The sequence below is a fragment of the Alteromonas sp. AWQ4_252 genome, assembly GCF_056158205.1.
Genome location: NZ_JBSWSV010000001.1, coordinates 236,474 through 253,047, shown reverse-complemented (window position 1 = coordinate 253,047; position 16,574 = coordinate 236,474). Strand labels below are relative to the sequence as shown.

20 protein-coding genes are annotated in these 16,574 nt (G+C 45.9%); 16 read left to right on the top strand and 4 right to left on the bottom strand.

Annotated elements, in window-relative coordinates; genetic code table 11:
* The first annotated feature begins 44 nt into the window (after window positions 1–44).
* Window positions 45–2,234, top strand: a complete 2,190-nt coding sequence (locus ACXACM_RS01175) for a winged helix-turn-helix domain-containing protein (protein ID WP_474819225.1) — start codon at window positions 45–47, stop codon at window positions 2,232–2,234.
* An 89-nt stretch (window positions 2,235–2,323) separates the two neighbouring features.
* Here ACXACM_RS01175 and ACXACM_RS01170 read toward each other — a convergent pair whose 3' ends face one another.
* The 3 genes from ACXACM_RS01170 to ACXACM_RS01160 all read right to left on the bottom strand — a co-directional run bounded on the left by ACXACM_RS01170 (window position 2,324) and on the right by ACXACM_RS01160 (window position 6,119).
* Window positions 2,324–2,812, bottom strand: coding sequence for a GAF domain-containing protein (locus ACXACM_RS01170; protein ID WP_474819224.1), 489 nt, complete (start codon window positions 2,810–2,812; stop codon window positions 2,324–2,326).
* Window positions 2,813–2,961: 149 nt separating this feature from the next.
* Complete coding sequence (locus ACXACM_RS01165) at window positions 2,962–3,801, bottom strand: carboxylesterase family protein (RefSeq protein WP_474819223.1); 840 nt, start codon at window positions 3,799–3,801, stop codon at window positions 2,962–2,964.
* A 95-nt stretch (window positions 3,802–3,896) separates the two neighbouring features.
* Window positions 3,897–6,119, bottom strand: coding sequence for a GspE/PulE family protein (locus tag ACXACM_RS01160; RefSeq protein WP_474819221.1), 2,223 nt, complete (start codon window positions 6,117–6,119; stop codon window positions 3,897–3,899).
* Window positions 6,120–6,591: 472 nt separating this feature from the next.
* Between ACXACM_RS01160 and rpsJ the strand changes: the two genes are divergently transcribed.
* From rpsJ to ACXACM_RS01100, 12 genes are all read left to right on the top strand, one after another.
* Window positions 6,592–6,903, top strand: a complete 312-nt coding sequence (gene rpsJ, locus ACXACM_RS01155) for a 30S ribosomal protein S10 (RefSeq protein WP_008845776.1) — start codon at window positions 6,592–6,594, stop codon at window positions 6,901–6,903.
* Between the two features lie 18 nt (window positions 6,904–6,921).
* Window positions 6,922–7,560 carry a 50S ribosomal protein L3 gene (gene rplC / locus ACXACM_RS01150; RefSeq protein WP_474819220.1) on the top strand — a complete coding sequence of 213 codons (639 nt, stop codon included), beginning with the start codon at window positions 6,922–6,924 and terminating at the stop codon, window positions 7,558–7,560.
* Between the two features lie 18 nt (window positions 7,561–7,578).
* Window positions 7,579–8,184: a 50S ribosomal protein L4 gene (gene rplD / locus ACXACM_RS01145; RefSeq protein ID WP_474819219.1), complete on the top strand. Its 606-nt coding sequence runs from the start codon at window positions 7,579–7,581 to the stop codon at window positions 8,182–8,184.
* Complete coding sequence (gene rplW, locus ACXACM_RS01140; protein ID WP_474819218.1) at window positions 8,181–8,480, top strand: 50S ribosomal protein L23; 300 nt, start codon at window positions 8,181–8,183, stop codon at window positions 8,478–8,480. Before rplD ends, rplW begins: the two co-directional genes overlap by 4 nt.
* A gap of 14 nt (window positions 8,481–8,494) precedes the next feature.
* Window positions 8,495–9,319 carry a 50S ribosomal protein L2 gene (rplB, locus tag ACXACM_RS01135; RefSeq protein ID WP_474819217.1) on the top strand — a complete coding sequence of 275 codons (825 nt, stop codon included), beginning with the start codon at window positions 8,495–8,497 and terminating at the stop codon, window positions 9,317–9,319.
* Window positions 9,320–9,334: 15 nt separating this feature from the next.
* Complete coding sequence (gene rpsS, locus ACXACM_RS01130) at window positions 9,335–9,610, top strand: 30S ribosomal protein S19 (protein ID WP_332930445.1); 276 nt, start codon at window positions 9,335–9,337, stop codon at window positions 9,608–9,610.
* Between the two features lie 11 nt (window positions 9,611–9,621).
* On the top strand, window positions 9,622–9,954 hold the full coding sequence (gene rplV / locus ACXACM_RS01125; RefSeq protein ID WP_474819214.1) for a 50S ribosomal protein L22: 333 nt from the start codon (window positions 9,622–9,624) through the stop codon (window positions 9,952–9,954).
* A gap of 9 nt (window positions 9,955–9,963) precedes the next feature.
* Window positions 9,964–10,668: a 30S ribosomal protein S3 gene (rpsC, locus tag ACXACM_RS01120; protein WP_070125804.1), complete on the top strand. Its 705-nt coding sequence runs from the start codon at window positions 9,964–9,966 to the stop codon at window positions 10,666–10,668.
* 2 nt (window positions 10,669–10,670) lie between these two features.
* Window positions 10,671–11,084: a 50S ribosomal protein L16 gene (gene rplP, locus ACXACM_RS01115; RefSeq protein WP_216027168.1), complete on the top strand. Its 414-nt coding sequence runs from the start codon at window positions 10,671–10,673 to the stop codon at window positions 11,082–11,084.
* Window positions 11,084–11,275, top strand: coding sequence for a 50S ribosomal protein L29 (gene rpmC / locus ACXACM_RS01110; RefSeq protein WP_119499835.1), 192 nt, complete (start codon window positions 11,084–11,086; stop codon window positions 11,273–11,275). Before rplP ends, rpmC begins: the two co-directional genes overlap by 1 nt.
* The gene (gene rpsQ, locus ACXACM_RS01105; RefSeq protein WP_119499836.1) at window positions 11,275–11,532 is read left to right on the top strand and encodes a 30S ribosomal protein S17; all 258 of its coding nucleotides are present in this window, start codon (window positions 11,275–11,277) and stop codon (window positions 11,530–11,532) included. Before rpmC ends, rpsQ begins: the two co-directional genes overlap by 1 nt.
* 212 nt (window positions 11,533–11,744) lie before the next feature.
* On the top strand, window positions 11,745–13,619 hold the full coding sequence (locus ACXACM_RS01100) for a DUF885 domain-containing protein (RefSeq protein ID WP_474819213.1): 1,875 nt from the start codon (window positions 11,745–11,747) through the stop codon (window positions 13,617–13,619).
* Between the two features lie 25 nt (window positions 13,620–13,644).
* Here the strand turns inward: ACXACM_RS01100 and ACXACM_RS01095 are convergent, their stop codons facing one another.
* Complete coding sequence (locus ACXACM_RS01095) at window positions 13,645–14,283, bottom strand: MOSC domain-containing protein (RefSeq protein ID WP_474819212.1); 639 nt, start codon at window positions 14,281–14,283, stop codon at window positions 13,645–13,647.
* Between the two features lie 148 nt (window positions 14,284–14,431).
* Here ACXACM_RS01095 and ACXACM_RS01090 point away from each other — a divergent pair, with 148 nt between their 5' ends.
* The 3 genes from ACXACM_RS01090 to ACXACM_RS01080 are packed head-to-tail and all read left to right on the top strand — an operon-like array spanning window position 14,432 to window position 16,535.
* Window positions 14,432–15,007, top strand: coding sequence for an RNA polymerase sigma factor (locus ACXACM_RS01090; protein ID WP_474819211.1), 576 nt, complete (start codon window positions 14,432–14,434; stop codon window positions 15,005–15,007).
* Window positions 15,000–15,494, top strand: coding sequence for a hypothetical protein (locus tag ACXACM_RS01085; RefSeq protein ID WP_474819209.1), 495 nt, complete (start codon window positions 15,000–15,002; stop codon window positions 15,492–15,494). Before ACXACM_RS01090 ends, ACXACM_RS01085 begins: the two co-directional genes overlap by 8 nt.
* Before the next feature lie 15 nt (window positions 15,495–15,509).
* Entirely contained in the window at window positions 15,510–16,535 is a 1,026-nt protein-coding gene (locus ACXACM_RS01080) for a DUF4097 family beta strand repeat-containing protein (protein WP_474819208.1), read from the top strand.
* Window positions 16,536–16,574 lie beyond the last annotated feature (39 nt).

Here is a 16,574-nt window from a genome sequence, read left to right as displayed (position 1 = left end):
CATTGAAACGCTTATGAAGAGGCCGTTGTTGTGATACAGTGTAAATGCCTAATTTTCATCCATTTAAAGGCGTCATGATTCAATTCGGTGAGTTCATTTTTGATAGTTCAAACGCGCGTGTAGTGACAATCGCTGATGGTCAGGAGTTGCCGATTGAGCCAAAGCTTGTCACACTTTTATCGTTATTTTTGGAACAGCCAAATACAATAATAACCCGTGATGCATTTCACGAGCGCCTGTGGCCAGGTTCGCTGGTAACAGACAACGCCATCAACAAGCTGGTGGGGAATTTACGCAAAGCACTGGGCGATGAGGCTAAAAACCCACGGTATATTCAAACCATTCCTAAACGGGGCTATCGTTTAGTGTGTGAAGTGAGGCAAATACATACCAATCCAACAGCGAAGGCTGACGACAACCCGGTAATGGTTACTACTACCGGGAACGGTTCGGGTAATAACAAGAAAGGGGCCCCGTTTTTTAAATCTGGTTTTGTCATAGCCATTCTGGCGGTGATTGGTTTTCTCATGTGGCATCTGGTACCAGTTGAGCGTGATTCTGCTAACTGGTATTCCAAACCTTTGACACGGGCTAAAGGGATCGAATTTTCGCCACGTGTGCATCCAGACAGCGAACACGTCTATTACCTCAATCAAATAGGTAACCGTGACCCTGAATTGTGGTTATTGAATCAAACCACAGGTTCAAGCCGACGAATACATAATAGTGCTCATATCACCCGTCTTGTGGCTGTGGTTAAAGACAAGCGCTCCGAAGGTGAAACGATTACTCAGCTTATATACCTGTCGAAATCGCAACAAAAATGTAGTGTCGAAATAGCTTCCTTGCCTAACCCCCTTTCAACTGAGCAAATCATGGCAAGCCCAACAATCTTGTTTGACTGCACAGATAAGCGAGTTAAAGATGTGGATTATCACAAGCAGCAACGCATGATTTACTACACTGCACAACCAGAAAGTTTCTGGCCAAATCAGATTTTTGCTTTTGATATGGTGACGGGAAAGACAATAACGCCTACCCAGCCAGAGCCAAAAGGGTGGGGACATCATAGTATTGATATATCGCCTGATGGCGAAAAACTGCTGATAATGAGTACAGACAATGATCACAATACACGTCTTTATTCCCTTAATTTATCCACACACGATATAACCGAAGGCCAACAGTTCAACCGCGCCGTGGGAGAGGCAATTTGGCACCACGACTCAAACCACGTGTATTACCATTCGCCCCCTCCTGCTTACCAAATCATGGCGAGTGATTTGCGTGGTAATAATGAGAAAGCGATGATCAGTGTATCTGAAGAGCTGTCATCAGAAATGGTAAGGGTTGGCGATGAGAAGCACTTACTGTTCAGTACTGATCACAGTAACTTCAATAACCGGTGGTTACCTGGTGGAAATAACCTGGCTGACATCAGTAACTCTACAGTGTCTGACACTTCCCCCATTCTGTTTCATCACAGTGACCAATATCTGTTCGCATCGAAGCGCAGTGGCGAAACGCAATTGTATTTGGGTAGTTACCATTCAGAAGAGCCAGTAACGCTGACCAAGTTCAACAATCCTTATTCTTTGGGTTATTTAGCGCTATCTGCTGATGACCAGCACTTGCTAATAAGCATGAATGACAAGGTTTACCAATTGCCTATTGCTGAATTAATAGAAGCCTCACCTTTTACTTCTTTTAGCGATGAGAATCTGCTTTACACCAGTGAGAAGCCAATAATTTCGTTAGATTGGTTTGGCACAGATAAAGCCGCTATTACTGTCGTCGACAATGGGAACCCCGAGCTAATTGTGGTTAATTTGTCTGGGCACGAAATTGAATCCCGCGATGGGAATTGGGCATACGGCCTTACAGACAGTGAAGTTCAAAACGGGGTCTATGTTATTGAACAACAGAGTAACGCCTTGTATCACGTCGCTTTGCATACTCAATTGGCAAGTAAGGAAGGTGCCTCAGCGAGAGCACAAGAGCTTTTGTTCAATCTTCCTCAGTACTTTTACCACGTAAAAATCGACCAGGGGATGTTGTATTACATGACAACAGAGGACGATATTGAATCTCTGAACCAGGTTTTTCTCGCCGATGACAGAAAGGTTGCTAGGTATCAATTGAATCGCTTTTCCAGCTATGATGTGTCGCGAGGAAAAATTATGGTGAGTGATATGGCAGACAGAGAAGGCGATATCTATATGACAGTAAACTAGTCTTCAGGTTAAAGAAGGCGTTCCTTTGAAGGAATACCTGTTCCATTGTTGCAATTACAAAGGAAAACCCCTGAGTGGTCGTATAAACCTTATCGACCATATTGAGAGATAATGTCTTCTGCTTGTTTTCCTAATTCCTGTAATACAGCAATATCCTGCTCAGAAAATATATGAGGTTTATCATATATAACGCACAGTGTGCCTAACTCATATTCATCCGGCGATTTCAATATTATCCCTGCGTAAGCTCTGATATGTGGTTCTCCTTTTACAAGCGGGCTTCCCGCAAAGCGATCGTCTTTTGTTGCATCAGGCACGATGAGATATTTTTCTTCCGCAATGGCGTAAGTACAAAAAGACACACTTCTTGGGGTTTCTGACTTGTCCAGACACTGTCTGGATTTAAACCACTGACGGTCTTCGGCGATCAGACTGACAAGGCAAATTTTGCACTCAAAATACGTTTGCGCAGCCTTTGTGATAGCATCCAATCTCTCATCCGGGTCAGTATCGAGAATGTTTAAATCTTTCAGTGCTTTTATACGTTCATTTTCATGTGGAAGTATAGGATATGGCATTAGGCTGTCTCATCATAACCACAGGGGTTATTTGTAAAACGTAGATTTATTTACGCCGGAATTCTATAGTAAGTCAGCGAAATTAAAAACACATTTAATGTTATTGGTTATAGCATTAACTTCCATATTGCTTGCGTGGGAAGTGCAATTTATTTCTTTTGCGCGAATAACCAGGGTAACAATTCCGGTTCAGCCATTGCTGGATCCCAGCTGTTGTGACCCACACCCGGATATGATGTAAATCTGACAGGGTTTCCACGTGCTTTCAGGCCATCCACCATTCGGATATTGTACTCCGGAAGCACAACCTGGTCGGCATCACCGTGAAATGTCCAAACCGGTAGATCGGGGCGGATATCATTGGCTAACGCCACGTTAGCTCCACCACAGATGATTACTGCAGCTGCGAAGATGTCGGGTTTTCTGGCAAGTATTTCATAACTGCCCATACCACCCATCGATAGCCCCATCAGGTACATGCGAGTGGTATCTACGTATGGTAGCTCGGACAACCAGTCAACCATTGCGATCACGCCTTTTAAAGCATCGGTAGCTGGCACGTTGTTTTCGCCTGTGAATGGGAAGTCAATACTGAAAGGATACTCACTGCGATCAACGATTGCTGCCGCCCAGTAATCCTCTTTTGGTGCCTGCGGAAAAATTACAATAGCAGGGTAGTCTGTGCGGTGTTCTACAAAATATTTACCACCATTAGTTAACTGAATTTCGTTGTCGTTCCCTCGCTCACCGGCACCGTGAAGGAACAATACCACCGGATACACTTTTTGAGGATCAAATTGTTCTGGTAGCATTACTCGATAAGGCGTTTGATTAAATATTTTTGCTTCATAGAGATCACGCCACTTTTCCCGTGCAATCTTCTGAGTCGGTAGGCGTACAGACTCTTCTTTTGTGTGAGAGGCTTCAGGCGATACAGATTCAATATTCGACACGCAACCCGTTATTAGCATACTGATTGCTGTAATCATTAAATAAAACCTGGTAGTTGTAATCATTGTTCTGTTACCTGAAGTAAAAAAATGAGAAATAGCATGGCTGGTTCTGTCAAACGTCAATATTACGGCTATTCCGCCCCGCTGACTATTTGCACCTGGGCTAAATCTGTATCGCCTTTTATCACTTTATAGATGGCATCCTGAACCAAGGTGCGCATACCGTCGCTCATGGCCTGACGCTTCATGTCAGATACACTGCCTTCTTTATACACTAAACCTCGCAGCTCTGGTGTCATACCGAGCAGTTCGTGAACGCCGGTTCTGCCTTTGTAGCCCGTGTCACCGCATTCCTCGCAACCCTTTGCGCGATGCAGACGGATGGGCGTTGGCAGATTCAGTTCGTGAAGGTACTCTTCGCCGTATTGACGCTTGATAAACGCGATATCATCTTCCGTGGCATCGTACTCTTCTTTGCAGTTCTTGCATAAGGTACGTATTAAGCGCTGCGCCAAAATACCCACGCAGGCGTCGGAGAAATTCACCGGGTCGAGGCCCAGGTCAAGAAGACGTGTGATGGTCTCCGGTGCGGAGTTGGTGTGCAAAGTAGACAGTACCAAGTGACCTGTAAGCGAGGCTTCAATACCGGCATGAGCCGTTTCTTTATCACGCATCTCACCGATGAGAATGATATCCGGATCGGCCCGTAAGAATGCTCGTAACGCATTGGCAAAGGTAAACCCAATTTTAGGGCTGACCTGTACCTGTTGAAGCCCAGCTTGTGTTATCTCCACTGGGTCTTCTGCTGTCCAGATTTTTTTCTCTGGCGTGTTCAAATACCCGAGTACGGCGTGCAAGGTTGTGGTTTTACCGGAACCTGTAGGGCCCACAACCAGCAATATTCCGTGGGGTTTTTTAATCATGCTTTCCAGGCGTTGCATATTAGATGGAGCTAGGTTCATCTTCTCGATGGGCATGGCGCCGCCTGACGCCAGAATACGCATTACTACACCTTCACCAGCAACCGTGGGAATAGTTGCCACCCGCACTTCGACAAGCTGACCATTAGTACGAAAGGCAAGCTTACCGTCTTGTGGCACACGTTTTTCAGCGATATTCAAGTTGGATAATATTTTAATCCGGGCAATAACGGCACTGTGGTACGACTGTGGGATTTGGCTCATATCTCGACATACGCCATCAATACGCATGCGTACCCGTGTGGGGCCATTCTTTTCGGGGTCAATGTGAATGTCTGAAGCGTCCAAACGTTTAGCATCATGGAGAACGCGGCTCACAAGACGAACAACCACGGGAGCGTCATCAGTCATCTCATCTATGTGTTCATCTTTTTCATCATCGCCGGCGCTGATCTCATCAAGTATTTCGCTCATGTCACCAGGAGAACCACCGCCACTACCTTCACCCAGATATTGCAATATCTGATTAGGTAGGGCGACCGCTATCTCATATGTGTCGATACCCATGGCACTTTCAATTTCCATGATTAGCGCGGCATTATTGGGTTCCGCCATCAATATAATTGGCCTGTCATGGGCGTCAGCGATAACGGCCACTAGATTACGCTTGAGATAGGATTGATTTAAGCGGCTTTCGTTGTGAAATAAGTGGTACTTTTCAGGCGTAAAACCAATATATGGCACCTGATAATGTACCGATAATGTATTGCCAATATCGCCTTCGCGGATTCGGTGTTCCGACATTAAGCGCTGAATCACCGTGCGTTGGTCTGCAGACCCTTCAAGAATGTCGTTTAACGCCGCCGGTGAAATTTGATTTTTGTGCAACAGCAAATCGAAAGGGTTGTTTGTGCCACCCAGCTCGTAACGAAATTTGTTACCCAGTAATTCGGTGAGTTGCTGGGCGAGTTCGAGATCTTTTTCGTTAAATGGGCCTTGTTGCTTATTGATAACCTGCATAACACCCATCAGAACGCCTGCATTCATCACTGGCACACAAAGAATATTGTTAGTTTTAAAGTTACTGCTTTTATCGAATTTGTCGGCGAATCGCACTCGCGGGTGTATAGCGGCAAGTTCTTCTTTGTCATATGGGTTTGTGATGAGAACAGGGCGCTGAGCAAGTGCTACGTAACCAGCAATAGAAAGGGGGGAAATAGGAACTTTAATCTCCTGCGTGGCCTTGCCGGTTTTGAAGCGGGCAACTAAATCCTGATGCTGGCGACGGCGCTGAAAGATACTCATGCGCTGTGCATCAAATAATTCTAAAATTACCGGTTCGATGTCACTGAAAGCATCTAATAAAGAAGTATGCTTTTCCAAAATTGCGCTTATATTGTCGAAGGCAAGCTGATGACGACTGTTTTCGTGCATAACGGATTGATTCACTTTATTGTTATAACGACAGACTGCGTTGCATACATATACCAGCGGATAACAGTGAAGTCGTCAATTATATGATGTTCACAATATACCTTTATAGGTAAAGCGGCAACTTGACCATAGTCTAGCTAAACAAGATTAAGGGCTATTAGTGGCCCTTGTGCAAATATAGTTCAATTAATCGTATTTTTGCCTTGCGTAGAAAGCGTAAACCTGTATAATTCGCGCCCACTTGCCCGGTACAACTTGTATTCGGAGCATGAGTTTCGGCCGCATCTTCACTGTTTTTAGGGTTGATGCCAAAGTTGCGATAACGGTCAATACCGTCGACGTAGCGGGCGAGTCAGAAACAAAGAACAAGATTCCAATTGGGAATCACTGGTTTATACGCACATCTTTTCATCCCGAAGAATAATGGGAGTGAGAAGATGATTTTTTTGTTCTTTCGATTGGAGCTTAATCGATGCCAAATCAAAGAATTCGTATTCGTCTTAAAGCGTTTGATCACAAGTTGATCGATCAGTCTACGGCTGAAATCGTTGAAACGGCGAAACGTACTGGTGCTCAGGTAAGCGGTCCTATTCCTCTACCTACTCGCAAAGAACGCTATACAGTTCTGGTTTCTCCGCACGTCAACAAAGACGCGCGTGACCAATACGAAATCCGTACTCACAAGCGTTTGGTAGACATCATCGAGCCAACTGATAAAACAGTTGACGCGTTGATGCGTTTGGACTTGGCTGCTGGCGTTGATGTTCAAATCAGCCTGGGCTAATAAGAGAGGGTATTAACAATGGCGATTGGTCTTGTCGGTCGTAAAGTGGGTATGACTCGCATCTTCACTGAAGATGGCACGTCTATCCCTGTGACTGTTATCGAAGCGACCCCAAACCGTGTTACTCAGTTACGCACTGAAGAAACTGACGGTTATCGCGCTCTTCAGGTTACTGCTGGAACTAAGAAAGCGAACCGCGTCAACAAAGCTGAAGCAGGTCACTTTGCTAAAGCTGGCGTTGAAGCTGGACGTGGTCTGGTAGAATTCCGCCTGGAAGACAACGAAGGTGCCGATATTGAAGTAGGCAGTGAAATCACTGTAGAAATCTTCAACGACACTAAGAAAATTGATGTAACTGGTACATCTAAAGGTAAAGGTTTTGCTGGCGCAATCAAACGTTGGAACTTCAGTTCTCAGCGTATGACTCACGGTAACTCTTTGTCTCACCGTGCTCCTGGTTCAATTGGTCAAAACCAATCACCAGGTAAAGTTTTCAAAGGTAAGAAAATGGCTGGTCAGCTTGGTAACAAGCAAGTGACTACCCAATCTTTGGAAGTTGTACGTGTAGACGTAGAAAACAACCTTATCCTGGTTAAAGGTGCCGTACCTGGCGCAACTGGCGGCGATGTTATCGTTAAGCCAGCTGTTAAAGCGTAACGTCTGGGGAGTGAAGTGATGGAATTAACATTGAAAGATGCGCAAAGCGCTCTTGAAGTATCCGAAGCGACCTTTGGACGTGAATACAACGAAGCTCTGGTTCACCAGGTAGTCGTTGCATACGGTGCAGGTTCTCGTCAGGGTACTAAAGCGCAGAAAACGCGTTCTGAAGTACGTGGTGGTGGTAAGAAGCCATGGCGTCAAAAAGGTACTGGCCGCGCCCGTGCCGGTACTATCCGCAGCCCTATCTGGGTTGGTGGTGGCCGTGCATTCGCTGCTAAGCCTCGTGACTTTGATCAAAAAGTTAACAAGAAAATGTACCGCGGTGCTATCAAAAGCATCCTGTCTGAACTGATTCGTCAAGACCGTTTGGTTGTTGTTGAAAAGTTCGCAGTAGATGCGCCTAAAACTAAGGAACTGGTAGCTAAGCTGAACGATCTGGATTTGAACGACGTTCTTATCGTAACGCCTGAAGTTGATGAGAATTTGTTCCTGTCTGCACGTAACCTTTATAAGGTTGACGTACGTGACGTTGCTGGTCTCGACCCAGTAAGCCTGATCGCTTTTGAAAAAGTGCTGATGACTGCTGATGCAGTGAAACAGCTTGAGGAGGCGTTAGCATGAACGAAGAACGTCTACTGAAGGTGCTTAAAGCACCTCACGTTTCAGAAAAGTCTACTATGGCTGCTGAAGCAGGCAACACAGTTGTATTCAAAGTAGCTAAAGACGCGAACAAAGCTGAAATCAAAGCAGCAGTTGAAAAACTGTTTGAAGTTGAAGTAGCGGCGGTTCGCACTGTGAACGTTAAGGGTAAAACCAAGCGTCACGGCATGTCTTTCGGTAAGCGTAGCGACTGGAAAAAAGCGTATGTATCGCTTAAAGAAGGTCAGGACATCGACTTTGTCGGTGGCGCTGAATAAGAAGGGGATTAGAAATGCCATTATTGAAAGCTAAGCCAACTTCTGCCGGTCGTCGTCACGTTGTTCAGGTTGTTAACCCTGATCTGCACAAAGGTGCACCTCACGCACCTCTGTTAGACAAGAACAGCAAATCTGGCGGTCGTAACAACAATGGTCGTATTACTGTACGTCACATTGGCGGTGGTCATAAGCAACATTACCGTATTATTGATTTCAAGCGTAACAAAGACGGCGTTCCTGCCAAAATTGAGCGTTTGGAATACGATCCAAACCGCTCTGCTAACATTGCATTAGTACTGTATGCAGACGGTGAGCGTCGTTACATCTTAGCACCTAAAGGTCTGAACGCAGGTGATGCGATTCAGTCTGGATCTGATGCGCCTATCAAGGCAGGTAACTGTCTTCCTATGCGTAACATTCCAGTAGGTTCTACTGTACACGCTATCGAAATGAAGCCTGGCAAAGGCGCGCAAATCGCACGCTCTGCTGGTCAGTACGCTCAAATCCTGGCACGTGACGGAAACTACGTTACATTGCGTTTGCGTTCAGGTGAGATGCGTAAAGTATTGTCTGATTGCCGTGCAACAATCGGTGAAGTAGGCAATGCAGAACACATGCTGCGTTCATTGGGTAAAGCCGGTGCGACTCGCTGGCGTGGTGTTCGTCCTACCGTTCGTGGTGTTGCCATGAACCCGGTAGATCACCCGCACGGTGGTGGTGAAGGACGTACATCCGGTGGCCGTCACCCAGTTACTCCATGGGGTGTTCCTACCAAAGGTAAGAAAACCCGTAGCAACAAGCGTACTGATAAACTTATCGTACGTCGTCGTAACAAGTAAAAGCGAGGATTCACCATGCCACGTTCTCTCAAGAAAGGTCCATTTATTGACCTTCACTTGCTGAAGAAGGTAGAGGCTGCAGTGGAAAAGAACGATCGTAAACCAATTAAAACTTGGTCTCGTCGTTCTATGATCATCCCAGATATGATTGGGTTGACCATTGCAGTCCATAACGGTCGCCAACATGTACCTGTCATTATTAGTGACGAAATGGTCGGCCATAAGTTGGGCGAATTTGCGCCAACGCGTACTTACCGCGGCCATGTCGCGGATAAGAAAGCTAAACGTTAAGGGGTAGGAAGATGGAAGCATTAGCTAAACACCGTTTTGCCCGCACGTCGGCTCAAAAAGCACGCTTGGTTGCGGATCAAATTCGCGGATTGCACGTTGAAAAAGCTCTTGAAGTTTTAGCGTACAACCCGAAGAAAAGCGCAGCATTGGTTAAGAAAGTACTGGAGTCTGCAATTGCAAATGCAGAACACAACGAAGGTGCTGACATTGACGAATTAGTTGTTGCTAAGATCTTTGTTGACGAAGGTCCAACGATGAAACGTATCAAGCCACGTGCAAAAGGACGTGCTGATCGTATCTTTAAGCGCAGCAGCCACATCACTGTAGTTGTAGCGGATAACTAGGAGTAGAGAATGGGACAGAAGGTACATCCTACAGGTATACGCCTGGGTATCAGCAAACCATGGACATCTACCTGGTACGCTAATACTGCAGATTATGCTGATAACCTGTATAACGATCATCAGGTACGTCAGTACCTGACTAAGCAACTTAAAAACGCTTCACTGTCTAAAATCGTGATCGAGCGTCCTGCGAAGAGCATCCGTGTAACTATTCACACTGCTCGTCCTGGCGTGGTCATCGGTAAGAAAGGTGAAGACGTAGAAAAGCTGCGTAACTACGTATCTAAGCTGGCCGGTGTGCCTGCTCAGATCAACATTGCTGAAGTACGTAAGCCAGAGCTGGATGCACAGTTAGTAGCTGACAGCATCTCTAGCCAGCTTGAGCGTCGTGTTATGTTCCGTCGTGCTATGAAGCGCGCAGTACAAAACGCAATGCGCCTTGGTGCTAAAGGTATCAAAGTTGAAGTTAGCGGCCGTTTGGGCGGTGCAGAAATTGCTCGTTCAGAATGGTACCGCGAAGGCCGTGTTCCTCTGCACACTTTCCGTGCGGACATCGATTACGCCACTTCAGAAGCGTTGACTACCTACGGTATCATCGGTACTAAAGTTTGGATCTTCAAAGGTGAGGTTCTGGGCGGATTGCCTACAAACCAAGAGCCGGCTGCGCCAGCTCAACCTAAGAAGAAAGGCCGCAACGCTAAGCGAGAGGGCTAATCATGTTACAACCAAAACGCATGAAATTTCGTAAAATGCATAAAGGTCGTAACCGTGGTCTTGCTATTGCTGGCAGCAAAGTAAGCTTCGGTACTTATGGCCTGAAAGCAGTTGGCCGTGGTCGTATGACTGCGCGTCAAATCGAAGCAGCGCGTCGTGCTATGACTCGTCACGTTAAGCGTCAAGGTAAAATCTGGATTCGGGTTTTCCCTGACAAGCCAATTACTGAGAAGCCTCTTGAAGTGCGTCAAGGTAAAGGTAAAGGTAACGTTGAGTACTGGGTATGCCAAATTCAACCTGGCCGTGTTCTGTACGAGATGGAAGGTGTTCCTGAGTCTCTGGCACGCGAAGCGTTTGAACTGGCAGCGGCAAAACTGCCATTTAAAACAACCTTTGTAACTCGGACGGTGATGTAATGAAAGCGACTGAACTGAAAGAAAAAAGCGTAGAAGAGCTGAACGCAGAGTTGTTAAACCTGCTACGCGAACAGTTCAACTTGCGCATGCAACATTCAACTGGTCAGCTTGAAAAAACAGACCAGCTGAAAAAAGTGCGTCGTAACATCGCGCGTGTTAAAACCATTCTGACTCAAAAGGCTGATGCGTAATGACTGAGCAAAAAATTCGTACAGTACAAGGTCGTGTGGTTAGCAACAAAGGTGATAAATCTATCACTGTTGTTGTTGAGCGTTTTGTTAAACACCCTATCTACGGGAAGTTCATCAAGCGTTCTACTAAGCTTCACGCCCACGACGAAAGCAACGTTGCTAACGAAGGCGATACAGTCACTATCCGTGAGTGTCGTCCTGTTTCCAAGACTAAAACTTGGACATTGGTTGACGTTGTAGAAAAAGCCAGCATGTAATTGCTTGTTCTTTTCTAAAAAAAGCCCGGTTTATCCGGGCTTTTTTGTGCCTGCCTTATAGCTTTAATAATTCGTTACATACTCTTTGCCAACATGTCGCTATAAACGCGTATCCTAGTTATGATACACCGCACTATTGTGTAAGACCGCGATACTAGTCCGTTGGTTTAGCACGCAGTACTACCATAATAATAATTTTATTGGAGAGCTTAATGAAATCACCTATTACAACGGGGTTGGGCTTTGTGCTCAGCCTGGTCGCCGCATCAATGATGGGCTGTTCCCCCGCTACAGAAACAACGCAAACCCCAACGCAGCAAGAAGTACCTGTTGCTTCAACACAAACAGAATCTGAGCGTCTAAACGCATGGTTCGAAGAGCAGTATGAAACGCAGCTTCAGCGTTCACCTATGACTATGACCATGCAGGGAAAGAAAGGTCGCTACGGTGAGCTTGACGATATGTCCGAAAAAGCTGCAGAAGAACAATTTGCTTTGGCAGAAGCGGCTGTAAAAGAAATGAAGGCAACGTTCGATTACGATAAATTGGACGACGCCGCAAAAATTTCCTGGAACATTTTTGAATACCAGTTTGAGCAACAGAAAAAAATGCGTCCGTTTCAGCGTCGTAACTACATCTTCAATCAGATGTTTGGTATGCACACTATGCTGCCTACTTTTATGATCAATTATCACAAAGTAGACACTGAACAAGATTTAAAAGACTACGTCAGCCGACTGACAGAAGCGGGGCGTGCGATTAATCAACTCATTGATCAGGCCCGCATTAATGCCGACGAGGGCGTAAAAGCCCCTTATTTCGCCTATGAAGGTGTTATTAAACAAAGTGAAGGGATATTGTCTGGAAAGCCCTTTGACGATAGTGAAAACGATTCTGCGCTTCTGGCCGATGCGAAAACCAAAGCCCAGGCCTTAGTGGAAAGTGGCGATATCACTCAAGAGCAAGCGGATGTTTATTTGGAATCGGCAGCTGAGGCACTAAAAACCAGTCTTGGCCCAGCCTACCAAAGCCTGATCCAATGGTTTGGTGATGATTTGGTAGACATGGATAAAGTGGCAAAGGGGGTATGGGCATTACCTGATGGTGAAGCTTACTACAACGCTATGTTAGCCCAGTCTACTACAACGGACATGACTGCCGATGAAATCCACCAGCTTGGCCTTAAAGAGGTGGCTCGTATTCGTCAGGAAATGGAAAAAGTCAAAGCCGACATGGGTTTTGAAGGTTCGTTGCGTGAACTATTCGATTATTTCCGCGAAGATAAAGACGATGCGCGTTTGTTCTACCCCAATACGGACGAAGGGCGTGAAGGCTATTTATCTGACACCCGTGATTACATCAATGGGATGAAAGAAAAGTTGCCTGAATATTTCGGACGTTTACCAAAAGCTGATTTGGTTGTGAAGCGTGTTGAAGCGTTCAGAGAGCAGCCGGGCGCCGCGCAGCATTATTTTCCAAGTTCACCGGACGGCACAACACCGGGTGTGTATTACGTCCACCTGATTGACATGACAATGATGCCAAAAAGCGAAATGGAAGCCATTGCGTATCACGAAGGCGTACCTGGCCATCACATGCAAATTGCCATTGCTCAGGAGCTTGATGAAGTTCCTACGTTTAGAACACAGCTGTTCTTTACCAGTTATGTAGAAGGCTGGGCATTGTATTCAGAACGCCTTGCCAGCGAAATGGGCGCTTATGAAGAACCCATCAGTAACTTCGGTAGATTACATTCCGAAATGTGGCGCGCTATTCGATTAGTCGTGGATACGGGTATTCACGCTAAAAAGTGGCCTGAACAACAGGCAATTGATTACTTCCTGGATAACTCGCCTATCTCTGAGGGACAGGCAGTTTCAGAAATTCATCGATATTTTGTTATGCCCGGGCAAGCGACCTCTTACAAAATTGGTATGATCAAAATTCTTGAGCTCAGAGAGAAAGCGAAAAATGCATTGGGCGAGAAATTTGATATCCGTGAATTCCATGATTTGGTGTTAGGTGGTGGTGCAGTACCACTCAATACACTAGAATTAATGGTAAACGAATGGATTGCCAGTAAATAAAAGATACAGTGCCGGTTAGAGGGTTTTAACCCCTGCCGGCACGTTTTATTACCCGCTCACATTTTTCCCGCCACTCATCATCCAATACTTCCAGGTCGACAAGTTTCTTTGCATCTTCAGGTGCCCCTTTATCGTAAACCGCCTGCATGAGTGCTTTTACAGTCACCGTATCGTCTACCCGGGAAACCAATGACACAGAATCATTAACCGCAATAACACCGGTTTCTAAAACCCGGTAGTACCATCCTGTAATCCCCTGCAGCCCAACGAAACGGTCTAGGTTTTTAACACCATAGCGATGGGATATTTTATTGCACGGGGCCCTTGGGGCACTTACCTGCAAAACCACTGCACCAACCTGATAAACGTCACCAATAAACACATTGGTATCGTCCATGCCATCTACCAGCAAATTTTCGCCAATAGATCCCTTGTCAAACTGAATGTCAGGATAGGCTCGCTGTAACACGTTGTAACCGGCAAAGCTGAATTGGTGTAGCACTTTTTCCGGGCCGCCATGCAACTTCTTGTTTCCCTGTTCATCTTCTTTGGTGCCATCCTGGTACACAGTCAGCGTGTCTACAGATGATTTTTGTATTGCACTGGGTGCACCCCTTGGACCAAAAGGAACGGGCTTCGCGGCGAAAAGTGAGTCTATAAACATGGGTTATCCAGAAAAAATTGATATGTCGCAGGGGTAGAATAGCAGGAAAAGAAAATTTTTTTCTATTTCAATAAAACCTGTTTAAACCTTTATGATTAACCTGGCGACATACCTATTAATTACAAAAAATAATGCTTGAGAACGCACAATGACAATGCATCAGGCCAGTGTACCAGCGGCCGCACAAGCAAGTGTCTGGCAACAAGACACGGCTGTAATCAAAGCGGCCCAGGGTGGCGACAAGCTGGCTTATCACCAGCTTTATCAAATGCACGTAAAGCGCGTATACGCCCTTTGTCTGCGCTTGACTGGCGATCACGGCCTTGCTGAAGACGCAACACAAGAGGTGTTTATACAATTGTGGCGTAAACTCGCTAATTTTGATGAGCGCAGTCGCTTCACGACCTGGCTTCACAGCGTTACAGCAAACGTCACGATCAGCTACATGCGAAAACAGCGAAACTGGTTTCAGAGAATGTTTAGTCTTGAAGACAGTGCAGCAGAAAATCAGCAAGCACAGGGCTGTAGCAGTGAGGTCGATCTGGATATGTACATAAGAAGGCTACCGGAAAAAGCCAGACTGGTTTTTGTGCTACATGCTGTGGAAGGCTACCGGCATGAAGAGGTGGCTGACATGTTAAATATGGCGGTGGGTACCAGCAAAGCGCAGTTCCACCGGGCGAAGCAATTACTTAAAGAATGGATGGGCTTTGAAGATGCGTGATTTCGAGTCTGAACTAACAACCAGAGTTGAAGCATTACCTGAAGAAGTGTCTCCTCCACGTGATTTATGGCGAGGGGTTGCGCTGGGTTTGGAAGCTGAAGATAAACCCCAATCACGACGCTTTTCAAATTGGCCGGTATTAGGGGTAAGTGCCGCAATTGTTGCTGTGCTGTGTTTCTCGTTGTTTAACAACATTGACAATGGACCAGACAGGCGCATGGCGTCTGGAGATGCCTTGGTACAGGTGATAAGTCAGCAGCACCAGGCTCAAGTCAAGGCTTTGTTAACCCAGTTTGAGGGGCAGTCGGCGCTGAGTAATGACTGGGAGTCTCAGCTCAGTGAGCTTGATGAAGCTGCTGCAGCTATCGTGCGGGCATTGGAAGAGGATCCTGACAACACAGCGCTTCTGGGTATGTTACAGCATGTATATCAACAACAACTTTTGCTAATTGAGCGAGTGCACGCGCCCAAGTGGCAGCAAATTTAACGAAAGGGCGTAAAAATGAACCAAATTAACTACGATAAACATCACAACAACGCAAGCCGGACAACCTGGTTAACCTATTTATCGCGCACTGCCGGAACGACAATGTTTTGTTTACTTATGACGGCAATTGCTTATGCCGGCGAGCTCGTCGATGAACAAGCAAGTACAAGCGCATCCCCCAATGTTGAGATTGAGCATGTTACCGGGGTAGCTATTATAAAGGGTTGGAATAAAGATCAGGTTAAGGTGACCGGTGAACTGGGCAAACTAAGTGAAAAATTTATCTTTGAGCACGATGACAACAACGTGCTTATTAAAGTTGAGACCAAGCGGTATAAGCAAGATTGGCGCAGTGGTGACGTCAGTAAAGGCGATAAGCTGACTATATTCATACCCGAAGGAAGCAAAGTAGACTATACCGGTGTGATTGCTGATGTTGAGGCCAGTGCGTTGACAAGTGATGGTAAATTCGAATTGGTCAATGGTGAAATAAACTTAAGTGATTTAAGTGGCAGGATAAAAGTTGAATCGGTCAACGCCGACGTGACCATGCAAAACCTGACCGGTGTGTTAAGCGTCGAAACCGTGAATGGTGATATTTCAGGAAGCCATAACGGTAGCGATGATTTACGTATTATGACCGTTAATGGCGACATAGAATTTACCACTAAAAGCCCAACTGTGGCAGTCGAGTCTGTGAATGGTGATGCCACTATATCACTGGGGGATATCCGCGCGTTGTCGCTTACTACAGTGAATGGAGATATGACAGCCTCAATGAAATTGCTGGATGATGGAGATATCGATGCATCCAGTGTAGGAGGTTCACTGACGCTGAATTTTCAACAACAAGTTTCTGCACGCTTTGCACTCCAAGCGCATGCAGGAGGAGATATTACAAACCGTCTTAGTGATGATAAGCCTAGTTCAGCAAAATATGGCCCCAGTAAATGGCTAAATTTCAATGTCAATGGCGGAAAAGGCAGAGTAGACATGTCAACGGTTCATGGTGAGTTACGTATAGGTACTTCTGCAAAGTGATTAAAGAGGGGTATTGAACGAAAAACAGTACCCCTGACT

What these genes read in the sequence shown, in the direction of transcription:
- rpmC (WP_119499835.1), top strand. Translation starts at nt 11,084, where the DNA reads ATGAAAGCGACTGAACTGAAAGAAAAAAGCGTAGAAGAGCTGAACGCA.
- rpsS (WP_332930445.1), top strand. Translation starts at nt 9,335, where the DNA reads ATGCCACGTTCTCTCAAGAAAGGTCCATTTATTGACCTTCACTTGCTG.
- rplD (WP_474819219.1), top strand. Translation starts at nt 7,579, where the DNA reads ATGGAATTAACATTGAAAGATGCGCAAAGCGCTCTTGAAGTATCCGAA.
- rpsJ (WP_008845776.1), top strand. Translation starts at nt 6,592, where the DNA reads ATGCCAAATCAAAGAATTCGTATTCGTCTTAAAGCGTTTGATCACAAG.
- ACXACM_RS01090 (WP_474819211.1), top strand. Translation starts at nt 14,432, where the DNA reads ATGACAATGCATCAGGCCAGTGTACCAGCGGCCGCACAAGCAAGTGTC.
- ACXACM_RS01080 (WP_474819208.1), top strand. Translation starts at nt 15,510, where the DNA reads ATGAACCAAATTAACTACGATAAACATCACAACAACGCAAGCCGGACA.
- ACXACM_RS01160 (WP_474819221.1), bottom strand. Translation starts at nt 6,119, where the DNA reads ATGCACGAAAACAGTCGTCATCAGCTTGCCTTCGACAATATAAGCGCA.
- rplB (WP_474819217.1), top strand. Translation starts at nt 8,495, where the DNA reads ATGCCATTATTGAAAGCTAAGCCAACTTCTGCCGGTCGTCGTCACGTT.
- ACXACM_RS01170 (WP_474819224.1), bottom strand. Translation starts at nt 2,812, where the DNA reads ATGCCATATCCTATACTTCCACATGAAAATGAACGTATAAAAGCACTG.
- rplW (WP_474819218.1), top strand. Translation starts at nt 8,181, where the DNA reads ATGAACGAAGAACGTCTACTGAAGGTGCTTAAAGCACCTCACGTTTCA.
- rpsC (WP_070125804.1), top strand. Translation starts at nt 9,964, where the DNA reads ATGGGACAGAAGGTACATCCTACAGGTATACGCCTGGGTATCAGCAAA.
- ACXACM_RS01085 (WP_474819209.1), top strand. Translation starts at nt 15,000, where the DNA reads ATGCGTGATTTCGAGTCTGAACTAACAACCAGAGTTGAAGCATTACCT.
- rplP (WP_216027168.1), top strand. Translation starts at nt 10,671, where the DNA reads ATGTTACAACCAAAACGCATGAAATTTCGTAAAATGCATAAAGGTCGT.
- ACXACM_RS01100 (WP_474819213.1), top strand. Translation starts at nt 11,745, where the DNA reads ATGAAATCACCTATTACAACGGGGTTGGGCTTTGTGCTCAGCCTGGTC.
- rpsQ (WP_119499836.1), top strand. Translation starts at nt 11,275, where the DNA reads ATGACTGAGCAAAAAATTCGTACAGTACAAGGTCGTGTGGTTAGCAAC.
- ACXACM_RS01095 (WP_474819212.1), bottom strand. Translation starts at nt 14,283, where the DNA reads ATGTTTATAGACTCACTTTTCGCCGCGAAGCCCGTTCCTTTTGGTCCA.
- ACXACM_RS01175 (WP_474819225.1), top strand. Translation starts at nt 45, where the DNA reads ATGCCTAATTTTCATCCATTTAAAGGCGTCATGATTCAATTCGGTGAG.
- rplV (WP_474819214.1), top strand. Translation starts at nt 9,622, where the DNA reads ATGGAAGCATTAGCTAAACACCGTTTTGCCCGCACGTCGGCTCAAAAA.
- rplC (WP_474819220.1), top strand. Translation starts at nt 6,922, where the DNA reads ATGGCGATTGGTCTTGTCGGTCGTAAAGTGGGTATGACTCGCATCTTC.
- ACXACM_RS01165 (WP_474819223.1), bottom strand. Translation starts at nt 3,801, where the DNA reads ATGATTACAGCAATCAGTATGCTAATAACGGGTTGCGTGTCGAATATT.